Origin of the sequence: Halalkalibacter oceani, from assembly GCF_023715705.1 — a bacterium.
In the GTDB taxonomy this organism is placed as follows: Bacteria; Bacillota; Bacilli; order Bacillales; family Bacillaceae_D; genus Halalkalibacter; species Halalkalibacter oceani_A.
Genome location: NZ_JAMBOS010000004.1, coordinates 203801 through 216397, shown reverse-complemented (window position 1 = coordinate 216397; position 12597 = coordinate 203801). Strand labels below are relative to the sequence as shown.

Below are 12597 nucleotides of genomic sequence, written 5' to 3'. Positions count from 1 at the left end.
AAAAATGGAGAAGCGTGTTGTCATTGTAACAGGAGCGGCTCAAGGGATCGGAGCGGCTGTGTCCCGGGCGTTTGCGAAAAGCGGGGCCGTCGTCATTCTGGCCGATATGGAAATGGAGGCGGCGGCTGAAGTGGCTGCTGATATCCGCAAACGAAATGGAGAAGCTCATGCGATCCGCTGTGATGTCAGGCACGAGGAGCAAATTATTGAGCTTGTCAGCCATGTTCACCAGCAATATGGCCGAATTGATGTTCTCATTAACAACGCCGGTAAATCGAAGTGGAGTTCTCCTTTTGAGTTAAGTGTATCGGACTGGGATGACATCCTGGCAACAAATGTAAGAAGCGTCTTTCTTTTTTCGAGAGAAGCCGCAAAAGTGATGCGTAAGCAGAAAAAAGGGGCGATCATTAATATTGCTTCGACCCGGGCAGCCATGTCCGAGCCGCACTCTGAGGCCTACGCCGCTTCAAAGGGCGGCATCGTCGCACTCACGCATGCGTTGGCCGCCTCATTTCAGGAAGAAGGGATCCGGGTCAATGCAATCAGCCCTGGCTGGATTCATACCGGAAAGCGTGAGGAGCTGCGTGAGCAGGATCACGCCCAGCATTTTTCAAAGCGCGTCGGCGACCCTGATGATATCGCGCGTGCTTGCCTGTTCCTCGCGGACGACGACAACTCATTTATCAACGGAGAAACCATCACGATTGACGGAGGCATGACCCGAAAAATGATTTATGAACAGTAGAAGAGGCTGGGGCAAAAGGTTGTTTTTTTAACCTTTTGCCCCAGCCTCTAAGCAATGAGTGGAGCTATTGCATGGCATATCCGCGAAATGGTGAGTGGAGTCTGCACATGGTTTTAAAAGCAGGCGCAGACTTCACATCTTGCTTCGAGCTTAGTGAAAAGGGAAAGCTACCCTTTTCACTAAGCTCTTTTCTTATGCTGCTTTTTTCAGTGGATCTTCGGTTGTGGCCGCAGTCCGGTTGGCAAAAGCGCAGTAGATAAAGAATACGGCGACTAACAAATAGCCGATGGCGAAATCGCCTGCTGCATTGAATGCGAGAGCCGGGGCGTGCATGAAGCCGACAAATGACAGCAGTGCGGCGATAAGGGCGAAAATCGTCGCCTGACGGAAATGGCGATCAATGATTGCGACGGTCATCGCGCCGAGCAGGATCGCCGTGAACATCGCTCCTTGACCGAGCGGTACAATTCCTTCTGAAATGCCGGCCACCACTTCCCCGGCAGCATTATTAAAGCGGGTCATCACATAGTTTGCCAGATAAGGAAGCATCGCCACAGCAACAGCCGGGTAATACTTCTTGTCGTTTGAAGCAAAAGCGGTTCCGATCATCGACATTCCGACGAACACAAGGACCGGCGCAACTGCTGCCAATGGAATAATCGCAGCCAGTGCTGCAATCAGGCCGCTCATCGCCGCGAGAGCAAAGACGATCGCATTTAGAATGCTGTAGCCACGACCGGCTCCCATTTCCTTTGAGCCGACTGTAGCGATGTACACAGTAGTCGGAAACAAGCCGCCAAAAATGGCGCCAATCATCGTCCCAATGCCATCAACCGCCTGGCATTCGCGGACGTCATAAGAGTCTCCAGCAGCAGCCATCGCATCGACATTGTTCATCGTTTCAATCGCATTATACAGAGTAATCGGAATAAGAACAGCCAAAATACCAATCAGCGCACCGAACAGGTAGCTCATTCCCTCAAATGGGGCGAGCGAAGGCAGGAGCGGATAGAAGCCGATGTTGGCAAAGCCTTCTCTAATTTGATCGGTCGACTGAAAACCAAGTGCGAAAGCAAGCACCGTACCAGCGAGAACGGCAAAGAGAGAGACCGGGATGCGAAACGGCATCGCGATTTTTCCAACAATGCCAACAAGAATGATGGCTAACGAAACAAGACCAACAACCGGGATGGAAAAGGTGTTAAACAGCATTTCCCCGGCGACAAACGTTAACGCTACCCCGGCGATCGCACCGAGCAGGGCGGCGCGGGGTAACCGCGCGCGAATCCAATTGCCGCTGAAGCTGACAAGTGCTTCGACGAGCCCGCTTAAAAAGGCGGCGGCAACAGCGATTTTCCAGGCAAGCTCATAATCGCCGGTTAAGGCGTGAGCCGGAACGAGGACTCCGAATAAAAACACGAACATGACCGGTGTACTGATCCCGTAGGAAAGGGCGGTGACATCTGTCCGGCCTTCCTTTTGAGCCAGACGTTTTGCCATATAGGCATAATAAAGGTTGCCGACAATAACAGCAACGGCCGCGCCGGGAATCACTTTGCCAAAAACGATGCTTGCTGGAAAGCCAAGCCCGAGCATTGTAACGGCGATGACGACGAAATTAGCGAGATTATTTTGAAATAAGGCAAAAAAAGCATCCGTATCTTCTTTTTTATATAATGGATAATGAATTTCTCTTATAGACATCTGCATTCTCTCCTTAGTTGGTAGACGTGGTTGACAGACGATCCTCTTTGAAGCGGACTTGGCCGTCGGACAAGGCGTCAATTCTGGCTAATGATTCGATCCGGTAGCCCTGTTCTTCAAGGAGCTGCCGTCCATTTTGGAATGATTTTTCAATGACAATGCCGATGCCGCTGACGCTGGCTCCGGCCTGCTCGACAATATCGATCAGTCCTTTGGCAGCTTGTCCATTGGCAAGAAAATCATCAATGATCAACACGCGGTCTCCAGGCTGAAGAAAATCTTTCGAGACGGTGATGTCATTCGTCTCCTGTTTCGTAAACGAATACACTTGACTGAGGTAGACGTTATCATTCATCGTCAGTGATTTCTTTTTTCGGGCAAAAATAAGCGGACTTTCCAAATGATGAGCCGCCATGAAGCTTGGCGCTATACCGGATGACTCAATGGTCAACACCTTTGTGATGCGCTCATCGGCGAAGCGTTTTGCAAACTCGGCGCCAATCGCTGACATCAGCTCGACATCAACTTGATGGTTTAGAAAACTGTCAACCTTCAGCACGTGATCAGAAAGCACATTACCGCGCTCCTGTATCGCTTTCTTTAATGCTTCCATCTGTAATCTCTCCCTTTTCGTCCAATCAAAAAAAGCCCGAACGTCAAGCTTCCCTCCCGCAGAGTGAGAACTTGACATCCGGACTTTTTACGTACGGTGTACAAATTATCACTCGTAGTCGAGCCATTTACGGCAGCTCGGTAGAAACTTGTGGACCCTATCTCCACGATTATACGAGTTTAATTGGTGGATTGTTTGTATATAGGGGATAGTATAGAACAAAATGAAAGATAATAAAAGGTTTTTTTCGAAAAAAACGAATGATAGCCTATATTTCTGAAAATTCATTCGCTCATTGCCTGTGCGAAGCAAAAAAGCAGGGGCTCCTGCCGGAACATTTCCAGCGGAGCCCCCCGTCGGTTTTTCTTACTTACAATAAGAAGCACCGATAATAACCAACAAAATAAACAAGACTACGATTAACGCAAAGCCGCCACCGCAGCCAGCGCCACCGCCGAAGCCGCCGCCACCATAACCAGCGCCGGCAACCGGTCCATATCCATAGCCGCCGCCGTAGCTACCGCCGTAACCACCGCATCCGCAGCCTGATCCGCCGAAAAATCCCATGTTTATCCACCGCCTTTCATCAGAAGATAGTATAGACTATGCATCGGGGGAGAGGACGGTCTCATCAAATGCGGAAATTAGCTGTACATCTTTAGCGAGGCTGGCATCAAATGAATGTTTTTGAACGTTTGGTTACGGTTCGGCCGTCATTCCTAATATTTCAGCGAACAATTATGGCATCTCCCTTGAAAAAAAGAACTAAGTTGTTTGATAATGAAACACGGAGGGTAAAGTAAAAAGAAAGAATGACTTAAACCGACGGAAAACTCCAGAGAGGTGACGAAAAACGATGTTAAAAAAATTATTCGGTCTTGATAAAAAAGAGGCTTCCCCGATTCAACCAAAGGAAGAGATGATTCATGCTCCACTGACGGGAAAGCTTGTTTCGATAGAAGATGTGCCGGACCCGACGTTTTCTCAGAAAATGATGGGCGACGGGTTTGCGATTGATCCGGCGGATGGAAGCGTGCTTGCTCCCGTTTCAGGGGAGATTGTTCAGGTTTTTCCGACGAAGCATGCGGTTGGAATCAAGACAGCCGGCGGAGCAGAGGTGCTGATCCATATCGGTCTTGAAACAGTGACGATGGATGGGGAGGGCTTCGAAGCTCACGTGAAAGAGGGAGATCAGGTTCAAGTTGGCGACCTGCTGGTGGAGTTCGATCTTAATCTGGTGAAGGAAAAAGCCGCCAGCACGTTAACGCCTGTAATCATCACCAATCAGGATCAATTGGATAGCGTGATCAAAGAGCCGGCTACAGAAACAGTGGCGGGGGAAACGCCGCTGCTGACGATCCGGCATTCCAAGTAAGGAGACACGTCCGGTCTTCTGGGAGGGTTTCGAAAAGCAGTTGCTTTCGAAGCCCTCTTTTTATTAAACTAAACAACCTATTTTTAGTAAATTATATAGGTCTTTAGGTTGATTAGATTCTTTTCTGAAATAATGTATAATTTAGAAGAGTTTTAAATTGATTGAATATTCCTACTAATTATCCAGTAGCAGGAATAAACTTCAAAGGGGGAGATAGCCGACTTCTTGAGAGGGGGAATGAGAACAAAAGTGTGGTTGAGGTGGTAATGAAATGGCACAAACAAGTGTAGACAAATATTTGAATACGATGGCGAATCAGTACACAATGCAGTTTAATGTCTACCGTGACGAAAAGATTGGTGAGCTTCCACTCGCTTTTTATGCGGAATTTAAACGACGGGATGAAAAGTACTTGATGACAAAATCGATCAAAGTATGGAGCGTGGAAAATCAACAGTATGTTTTTGTCAGGAAGGCGGAGCAAGCTCTCAGCGTGGCCGAAGTCAGGCAGTTTGCCGCTGAAATAGATAAACATATTTCTTCCTTCGTCCCGAAAAAACAGGAGCATATGTCGACCTATTTCCTTGGAGTGATTGTCGTCGATGGTCCGGTTGATAAGAAGGTGCAGAAGGAGATAAGGCGGGCGCGTAAAATTAAATTTTTGAAATATGGCTGGCACGGTTGGGCTGATCGTTATATGGCCGTCGTTAGTTTACAAGAGAAAAATGTGTTTGTGCACAAAAAAGGGAGAGAGTTTGTTAAAGGGTTTGAAAATGCCTTAACAAAGGAGGAAGCGAAGTCATGAACTTTTTAGTATTATTATTGATATCCGGCGTTATTCTATTGTTAGCTTATCGAATTTATGGAAGGTTTCTTGAACGCGAGCTGAAAGTTGATCCCGGACGCGAGACACCAGCAGTGGCTGTCAATGACGGTGTGGAATATGTACCGGCAAAAAAACCCGTACTTTTAGGCCATCATTTTGCAACGATTGCCGGAGGGGGGCCGATAACCGGTCCAATTGCGGCCGTCGTCTTCGGTTGGCTGCCCGCTGTTATTTGGATTATTGTCGGAAGTATATTCATTGGCGGTGTCCACGATTATACCTCGCTTCAGGCTTCCATTCGTCATAAAGCACAATCGATTGGTACGATTATTAAAGAATATATGGGTGGCAGAGGGCAAGTCTTGTTTCTCACCTTTTCAATTGCGACCCTGATTCTGATCGTCGGTGTTTTCATGATTTTGGTAGCGAATACATTTGTGTCCGTGCCGGAAGCGGCGACGGCGTCGATGTTATTCATTGGAATTGCCATCATCTTCGGTTTTTTGGTTAACCAGTTACGAATGAATTTTGTCATCAGCAGCGTTTTAGGAGTTGTGGCGATGCTGATCGCGATTTGGGTCGGCATCTCGTTCCCGTTGCACTTAAGCGCAACGACGTGGTCGCTGATCTTACTCGGGTATGCGTACGTGGCTTCGGTTATGCCAGTCTGGCTGCTGCTTCAGCCGCGGGATTATTTAAACGCTTTCTTGCTGTACGGTATGATCATCGGTGCGACTGTCGGCATATTGATTGCGGCTCCGACGATTCAGCTGCCGGCTTATACCGGCTTTAATCATGAAACGATGGGCTTCCTGTTTCCGATTCTTTTTATTACCATTGCCTGTGGGGCGATTTCCGGCTTCCACTCCCTTGTTTCATCGGGGACGACGGCGAAGCAGCTTGATAATGAACGAAACGGAAAGTTTATCGCCTATGGCGGGATGCTGCTTGAAGCCTTCCTGGCAATCATCGCGATCGGCTCTGTTGCTTATTTAACTCAGGCTGACTTTGCGGCCCGGTTAGATGCTTTAGGCGGCCCGATTGGGACATTTGCGGCAGGGATCGGTTATTTTATGTCATTCTGGGGAATATCGGAATCAGTGGCAGTAACGTTTACAGCTTTAACGGCATCGGCATTTTTGCTAACGACGCTCGATTCGGCGACGCGTTTAATGCGTTACGCTGTCCAGGAAATCAGTGAAAACCGGGCGCCGCAAGCGTTCCAAAATAGTCATGTTGCGACAATTACCGGGCTGATCGGTGCTGCTGCACTGGCCTTGACCGGCACGTGGGAGCAGGTTTGGCCGTTATTCGGATCAGCCAACCAGATGCTTGGTGCTCTTGCCCTGCTTGCTGTCGCTGTCTGGCTTAAGAAAACGGGCGCGCGCAATTTCTACGTCGTCATCCCAATGGTCTTTATGTTTGTCGTAACGGTGGCAGCACTCGGCGTATTGATGTATAACAACTTTGTTGCCGGCAACTGGCTGCTGTTTGGCTCTGCCTTCGCTTTATTTGTTCTATGTGTGTTCCTGGCGATCGAAGGCTGGCGCTCGATCTTTGAAGAGGAAGCGGACACGACGGTCAAAATGTAAGCGGATACGTAAAAGGTGCTCGCTGCTTCAAGCCTGGGGGAAGATGAAATTTTTCTCCCCGGGCTTTTTTGTTGTGTGAAAAAGCGGCTCCGGTTCCGTCTTGCCGCTTTGAACCTGTTTCGTAAAGGAGGGGATCAGAGGCAAAAAAACAACCTTTTGAGTCCTGCCTCATCGTTTCAGTTTTGTAACAGCCTGTTTACATTCGGTTATGTGCTTTACAAGGCGATTTCGTTTTCGTTAAAACAGGTCGGAATCCATTGCTTCCTGAAGGCTTGGCTGATATCGTTGCATTCGGTGAGACATTTACATAAGGAGGGTTTTATTTGAAACCGAATCGACCATCACGATTGATACGTCACATCGGATTCCCAATTGCAGCCGCAGGAGTTCTCTTTTTCACGCAACCGGCTCTGTCAGAAGCTCAGGAACCAGCTCAGCTAACAACTACCGAGTTTGAACGGGGGAGCGAGCATCAAGAGGTTGGGATTTTGCAACAATTGCTTGTTGAGCAAGCCGGAATAGACTCTCTAGTCATTACGGAAAAATATGATGCAGATACAGAAGAAGCAGTCAAACGTTTTCAGGAAGAAGCGAGTTTACCAGCGGATGGCATCGCCGGGCCGCACACGTTAGGCGCATTGCTAATGTTAAGCAAAGGCGACGAAGGCGTTCTCGTTGAAGAATTGCAAAAGCTCCTTCAAAAATGGGGCGATGATCAAATAGAAGCAGATGGAATTTTTGGACCGATTACGAAGCAGGCTGTAAAAGCTTTTCAAGCTTCACAGCAAATTGCCAGCGACGGTATTGCTGGCCCACAAACCTTTGCGAAGCTGGCACAGATGGAGCAGTCGGGAAAGGAAGCGGAGATAGAGCCGCTCGTTCAGGCAGCGACAAGTGAGCCAGCAGCTGGAGATGAGGGAGCCACTGTTTTGGAAATGGAGGCGACCGCCTATACCGCTGATTGTCAGGGCTGTTCGGGGGTGACTGCTACGGGTATTAATCTGCGCGAAAATCGTCAGCAAAAAGTGATCGCTGTTGATCCCAACGTCATTCCTCTTGGAACCCGTGTTTATGTAGAAGGTTACGGGGAAGCGATCGCCGGTGATACAGGCGGGGCCATTAAAGGGAATAAAATTGATCTTCATGTGCCGACAAAGGAAGAGGCACTGTCGTTCGGACGGAGAACCGTTACGGTCACGATTATGGAATAATATGAAGAGGATGTCCAACACACAATCGGTGGTTTGGGACATCCTCTCAGCCTGTCGACTTTTCCGACAGGCTTATTTTGTTTCGTAGTCAAGGTTTAGCTCTTCGCCTTCGCTTTTCTAGTGGGAAAAGCGAGGTTGCTTCTCCTCAACAATACCGAACCGACAGCGCCATATCCGGAAACCGATAGGAAAAATCAAAACGGCTTTGAGAGTGTCCTTTTTTCTCAAAGCCGTTTTGTCTACAGTCTGAGAGGATGTCCATGGGACAGGGAGGTTGATTTTACCGTTTGCCAAGCCCTTAAAAGCTGAACCGCGGAAAGACATATGGATTTTCCGGTTCTTCAATCACTTCAATTTCTTTTAACTGAACGAGTGGCATCTGATAGCCGTTATATTCGGTTTGGTTAAGGATGCCGCGCAGTCTGACCCACGTATCATTTTCAAACTGGCTTGCGTCGTCCGTGTGGACCATCGTTCCGTAAACGGCGGCGTCAGCGACACAGCACGTCATGCCGAAGCGGGCAACGACAAATTGGTGGTCGGCGAATTCCGGCTCCCGATAGACAAAGCCGGTGATCTCAATCGTGTGACCGATAAAGCGCGGGAGCTGAAGGTCGAGGATCGTCATCACATCAAGATAATTTTCCTCGGTGACGATAACGGACTCTGATTGATGAAACTCTTCGGCTAAGTCCTCGTAATATTGTTTGAAGCCTTCCTCGACATAATAGTCGCGCGGGTCGAACTCATCAGCGTCAGTATCCCCCGCTTCAAGCTGCTCGTAATAGCCATCAGGGTCCGCTAAAAACGCCTCCGCCCTTGATGTGTCTGTGGCGGGCGGCTGGTCCGGTGAAGGAACGGGATTTTGTTCGGTAAGAATCCCGGAGCCATACTGAATCCCGCGGTTAGCGGCAACTGAGCTGTCCAATACTTTGTCCGGCAACACAAATCCAAGAATAATCGGAATGATGAAAATCGAATAAACGAGCAGCTTGCCGGCCGATGAGCCAGGCATGCTGTGGTCGGCACCGCAATCGCAGGCATGCTCCGTCTCTTCATTTTTCGCGGTACTTCTGATAATCTGGACGACACCGAGCAGCAGAAAGACAACGGTGGCAAAGTAAATAAAAGGCATCATCGTCGGAGCAATATAATAACGGATATTGCCGGTGATGATAAAAGCGAGCATTAACAGGGCAAAGCCAATTAAAATAATCCCTCGAATATAAGCATGGAAGCCGAGATCAGCATGCTTCTTCATATTCATGATCCCTCCTTATTAAATAATCCCGCTAAGTTGAAGTGCCATCACAGCGAGAAAAACGGTCAGCGTAACAGTCAGAATGAAGACGATGACAAAACGAGCTGAGAAGAACGCGAATAGCATAATCGTATTTTTTAAATCGAGCATCGGACCGTAAACGAGAAAGGCAACGATCGAGCCGGTTGTAAACATGTTGGAAAAGGATGAGGCGACAAACGCATCGGCCTCCGAACAGAGCGACAATAAATAAGCGAATGCCATCATCACCGCTGTGGCCGACCACTCATTCCCGCCAATTGCCTGCAGGAAGTTGCGGTCAAGAAATGTCTGGAAGAGCGCGGCGATGAAAGCGCCGAGTATCAAATATTTCCCCATCAGAAAAAATTCATCGGCGGCATGGTAGAGCGTTTGCTTCCACCGTGTTGCAGGAGTGTGCGAGTCAGTCATCACTTCGACATGCTCGTGGGTATGTTCATGCTTTGTTCGCTTTAGATGATGTTTGTTCTTAAAGACTATGTACAAGATTGCTCCAATTATGATTGAGAGGATGAAAGCGAGTCCCATCCGGGCATATAACACGGTAAGGTCGGTCCGAAAGGCAAAAAAGGTTGAAGCGGCGACAACCGGATTAAGGATCGGCGCAGCGACAAGGAAGACGACGCCGACATGGAGAGGCATGCCTTTTTTGATCAACCGACGGACAATCGGGACGATGGCACATTCACAAATCGGAAAGATTGTACCTAAAATAGCAGCAGGTAAAAGTGCGGCGTATGCGTTTTGCGGCAAAAAGCGCTGCATCCAGCTTTCCTTGACATAAATTTGAATCAGAGCTGAAACGAAGACGCCAAGTAAAATAAAAGGAATTGCTTCGAGAACAATACTGAGAAAGATCGTGTTTACCTGCAGCCAGGTGTCCGGGACAGTGAAGCCTGCTTGCTCATTTTTAAAAGATTCAATTGTGAAAAATAATACGAGAAAGAGAATAAGTAAGAGAAAGCCGAGAAAGTCTTTAGTAAATGAAAGAAAACGCTCTTTTACATTGTGCATAACAGCGGTACTCCTTGACGTTCGTTCGCATGATTTGCTTCTCTGTCATTTTACCATAAATTGATAGAATTCAGGCCGGAGCGGCTGATTGTAACAGAAATGTAGCAATCCAAAAAAAAGCAAAAAAAGAGGCTGGCTTATCGGAATATTTCCTGTTACACTACGGTAGTTGTTAAGTTTAGAAAGTAGGTGATCAAATATGTTGCAGGCGTTGATTATTTTTGTTGCCCAGTTGCTTTTTGTCCCGGTGTTGACTTTGCGTACGATTATGATGGTAAAGGGAATGAAGGAAAAAGCGGCGGCGATGGGCATGCTTGAAGGGATTATTTACGTTGTCGCGCTTGGCATTGTCTTTAGTGATTTATCGAATTATATGAATATGATCTCCTATGCATTAGGTTTTGGAATTGGTGTCTATATTGGACAAATAATTGAACAGAAGCTGGCGATCGGTTATGTAACGATCGAAGTAAATATAATGCAAAAAAACGAAGACCTGACAAACCGCTTGCGTGAGGTGGGCTTCAGTGTTTCAACCGCAGAAGTGGAAGGGATGAACGAAGCGAGACGCTACCGGTTGGATTGTACGGCTAGACGGGATCGTGAGAAGGAATTTATTGAAATTGTCAGCAAGTTTGAACCGAGTGCCTTCATCGTCTCGTACGAACCGCGCAACTTCAAAGGCGGTTATATTACAAAAGCAATGAAAAAAAGAAAAGAGAAATTCATGCGCAGCAAAGCGAAAGTATCCTAGCGTACAGCTGTTAAAGAATGTCTTGAAAAGGCGAACGCTTTTCAGGACATTCTTTTTTGGTATTCGGATTATTTGGTGGAGGTAAGTGTGGAAAAATCGACACCATAGTTGTTTGTTATGACGCGGTCTGTTCCTTCATCCCAATTGAAAGTAGCGTTAACATGGAAAGGACTTGAATTAAATCGTGGCTTACGTTTCTTAATGAAGGTTCTCATTAAACAGATAATGCAACCCAGTATTTTAAATCTCTATTTACTTATTGGCGACATACAATTCCATATAAATTCTATGCGTAAAGCCTTTCAGTTTTGAAAAACTTTCTTTTTTCCGTTCGAACTCTGTAAAACCCAATTTTTTATATAATCGACAAGCAACCTCATTTGTATCCACAACTTCCAGCGTATAGCGATGATAATTCTCAGTTTCTAATACGTAATTCATCAGAGCAGTTGAAATACCTTTACCTCTAGCCTTAACTGTGGTAGCAACACATTCAATATAAGCTGTATCATCTTGGTAGGGCAATTTTTTATTGAACTCATCTTTCATAAAATGATAAGCCATGCTCCCCTTCACAAAGCCAAAATACTCTCTCAAAATTGACTTATCAATTGTTAATGCTCGCTTCTGGTTATTGGAACAAGCCAGAATTCCAACAATATCCCCTTCTAAAATGGCAAAGTAAAAAACATCTGTACAGATCATTTTCTGAAACGCCTCAATTAACCTTTCTCGATTATTTGAGAGAAAAGCTAAATCTTTCTCGTATCCATTAACAAAAACGGCTGCAACCTCACGAGATACATCTTCTTTAACCCCTCTCATTGGCCTTACTCTAATTTCATAACTTTCCATTTAGATTCCTCCTTGATATTTAACTGACCGTTCGGTTTATTAAAGCTTATTTTAAAAACCCTTCTATTTTAAGGGGAATTATTGGATATTCCTTTTAGAAAAATATCTATTGCACTCTGATAAAGCATGAGAAATTGTTTATCACGATAACCAAAGAATTGTGTAATGCTTAAACCTGTGAGCGTACTGTATAAAATATAAGCCATCAGCTGATTGATTACTTTTAAATTCTTTACGGGACATACCTTCGTCAATAATTTGATAAAAAATTTCATATTCCGGTTTAATCAACTCAAATATCTTATTTCTCATCATTTTGTCTATATTCTCAGTGGCCATGTATTCTGGAATTGTATAACTGAATTTCTCTATTCTCCAATACGAATGGGGCGATTGTTGCTAAAAACTGTTCTTTCACTACCTTGCCTCGTTCGTTACACTTGATACTATTATGATACTTTTGATTAACACAGCATTCCAGATAATTCAATTTAAACATTAGCCGTCGTATCGCGTGCCGGAGCGAGCTTTTTAATTGACCGTGCGACCTGAATTTGTTTACGGTAGAGGGGAGAAGGGAAATCTAATCGGCGAAAGGAGAGATCACT

General features: G+C 46.4%; 12 protein-coding genes, 1 pseudogene and 1 riboswitch. Of the genes and pseudogenes, 6 read left to right on the top strand and 7 right to left on the bottom strand.

Features of this window, described 5'->3' with window-relative positions; all coding sequences use genetic code 11:
- Positions 1-4 precede the first annotated feature (4 nt).
- Positions 5-745 carry an SDR family NAD(P)-dependent oxidoreductase gene (locus M3212_RS06120; RefSeq protein ID WP_251193073.1) on the top strand — a complete coding sequence of 247 codons (741 nt, stop codon included), beginning with the start codon at positions 5-7 and terminating at the stop codon, positions 743-745.
- 192 nt (positions 746-937) lie between these two features.
- Here the strand turns inward: M3212_RS06120 and M3212_RS06115 are convergent, their stop codons facing one another.
- From M3212_RS06115 to M3212_RS06105, 3 genes are all read right to left on the bottom strand, one after another.
- On the bottom strand, positions 938-2449 hold the full coding sequence (locus M3212_RS06115; RefSeq protein WP_251193072.1) for an NCS2 family permease: 1512 nt from the start codon (positions 2447-2449) through the stop codon (positions 938-940).
- 13 nt (positions 2450-2462) lie between these two features.
- Complete coding sequence (locus M3212_RS06110; RefSeq protein WP_251193071.1) at positions 2463-3062, bottom strand: xanthine phosphoribosyltransferase; 600 nt, start codon at positions 3060-3062, stop codon at positions 2463-2465.
- A gap of 95 nt (positions 3063-3157) precedes the next feature.
- Positions 3158-3259: riboswitch (purine riboswitch) on the bottom strand.
- A 169-nt stretch (positions 3260-3428) separates the two neighbouring features.
- Positions 3429-3629, bottom strand: a complete 201-nt coding sequence (locus tag M3212_RS06105; RefSeq protein ID WP_251193070.1) for a YjcZ family sporulation protein — start codon at positions 3627-3629, stop codon at positions 3429-3431.
- A 289-nt stretch (positions 3630-3918) separates the two neighbouring features.
- Here M3212_RS06105 and M3212_RS06100 point away from each other — a divergent pair, with 289 nt between their 5' ends.
- The 4 genes from M3212_RS06100 (at position 3919) to M3212_RS22015 (ending at position 8066) form a co-directional block, all read left to right on the top strand.
- Positions 3919-4437 (top strand): PTS sugar transporter subunit IIA, encoded by a 519-nt coding sequence (locus M3212_RS06100; protein ID WP_251193069.1) that lies wholly within the window; start codon positions 3919-3921, stop codon positions 4435-4437.
- A 271-nt stretch (positions 4438-4708) separates the two neighbouring features.
- The gene (locus M3212_RS06095) at positions 4709-5242 is read left to right on the top strand and encodes a hypothetical protein (RefSeq protein ID WP_251193068.1); all 534 of its coding nucleotides are present in this window, start codon (positions 4709-4711) and stop codon (positions 5240-5242) included.
- Positions 5239-6855 (top strand): carbon starvation CstA family protein, encoded by a 1617-nt coding sequence (locus M3212_RS06090; protein WP_251193067.1) that lies wholly within the window; start codon positions 5239-5241, stop codon positions 6853-6855. The genes M3212_RS06095 and M3212_RS06090 overlap by 4 nt, the downstream gene beginning before the upstream one ends.
- A gap of 323 nt (positions 6856-7178) precedes the next feature.
- On the top strand, positions 7179-8066 hold the full coding sequence (locus M3212_RS22015; protein WP_285874101.1) for a peptidoglycan-binding protein: 888 nt from the start codon (positions 7179-7181) through the stop codon (positions 8064-8066).
- A gap of 298 nt (positions 8067-8364) precedes the next feature.
- Here the strand turns inward: M3212_RS22015 and M3212_RS06075 are convergent, their stop codons facing one another.
- Both M3212_RS06075 and M3212_RS06070 read right to left on the bottom strand, forming a co-directional pair.
- Positions 8365-9333: a TIGR03943 family putative permease subunit gene (locus M3212_RS06075; RefSeq protein ID WP_251193066.1), complete on the bottom strand. Its 969-nt coding sequence runs from the start codon at positions 9331-9333 to the stop codon at positions 8365-8367.
- 12 nt (positions 9334-9345) lie between these two features.
- Positions 9346-10380, bottom strand: a complete 1035-nt coding sequence (locus M3212_RS06070) for a permease (protein WP_251193065.1) — start codon at positions 10378-10380, stop codon at positions 9346-9348.
- A 199-nt stretch (positions 10381-10579) separates the two neighbouring features.
- On the opposite strand from M3212_RS06070, the gene M3212_RS06065 reads away from it, so the two are divergent.
- Positions 10580-11134, top strand: coding sequence for a DUF2179 domain-containing protein (locus tag M3212_RS06065; RefSeq protein WP_251193064.1), 555 nt, complete (start codon positions 10580-10582; stop codon positions 11132-11134).
- Positions 11135-11202: 68 nt separating this feature from the next.
- On the opposite strand, the pseudogene M3212_RS22380 reads toward M3212_RS06065, so the two are convergent.
- Together M3212_RS22380 and M3212_RS06060 are read right to left on the bottom strand one after the other, a co-directional pair.
- Positions 11203-11356 (bottom strand): annotated as a pseudogene (locus M3212_RS22380) (ISL3 family transposase); the annotation flags it as partial.
- A gap of 30 nt (positions 11357-11386) precedes the next feature.
- The gene (locus M3212_RS06060; RefSeq protein WP_251193063.1) at positions 11387-11989 is read right to left on the bottom strand and encodes a GNAT family N-acetyltransferase; all 603 of its coding nucleotides are present in this window, start codon (positions 11987-11989) and stop codon (positions 11387-11389) included.
- Between the last annotated feature and the right edge of the window lie 608 nt (positions 11990-12597).

Excerpts from the sequence above, each read along its gene's own strand:
- M3212_RS06120 (WP_251193073.1), top strand. The coding sequence starts at position 5 with ATGGAGAAGCGTGTTGTCATTGTAACAGGAGCGGCTCAAGGGATCGGA.
- M3212_RS06115 (WP_251193072.1), bottom strand. The coding sequence starts at position 2,449 with ATGTCTATAAGAGAAATTCATTATCCATTATATAAAAAAGAAGATACG.
- M3212_RS06110 (WP_251193071.1), bottom strand. The coding sequence starts at position 3,062 with ATGGAAGCATTAAAGAAAGCGATACAGGAGCGCGGTAATGTGCTTTCT.
- M3212_RS06105 (WP_251193070.1), bottom strand. The coding sequence starts at position 3,629 with ATGGGATTTTTCGGCGGATCAGGCTGCGGATGCGGTGGTTACGGCGGT.
- M3212_RS06100 (WP_251193069.1), top strand. The coding sequence starts at position 3,919 with ATGTTAAAAAAATTATTCGGTCTTGATAAAAAAGAGGCTTCCCCGATT.
- M3212_RS06095 (WP_251193068.1), top strand. The coding sequence starts at position 4,709 with ATGGCACAAACAAGTGTAGACAAATATTTGAATACGATGGCGAATCAG.
- M3212_RS06090 (WP_251193067.1), top strand. The coding sequence starts at position 5,239 with ATGAACTTTTTAGTATTATTATTGATATCCGGCGTTATTCTATTGTTA.
- M3212_RS06075 (WP_251193066.1), bottom strand. The coding sequence starts at position 9,333 with ATGAATATGAAGAAGCATGCTGATCTCGGCTTCCATGCTTATATTCGA.
- M3212_RS06070 (WP_251193065.1), bottom strand. The coding sequence starts at position 10,380 with ATGCACAATGTAAAAGAGCGTTTTCTTTCATTTACTAAAGACTTTCTC.
- M3212_RS06065 (WP_251193064.1), top strand. The coding sequence starts at position 10,580 with ATGTTGCAGGCGTTGATTATTTTTGTTGCCCAGTTGCTTTTTGTCCCG.
- M3212_RS06060 (WP_251193063.1), bottom strand. The coding sequence starts at position 11,989 with ATGGAAAGTTATGAAATTAGAGTAAGGCCAATGAGAGGGGTTAAAGAA.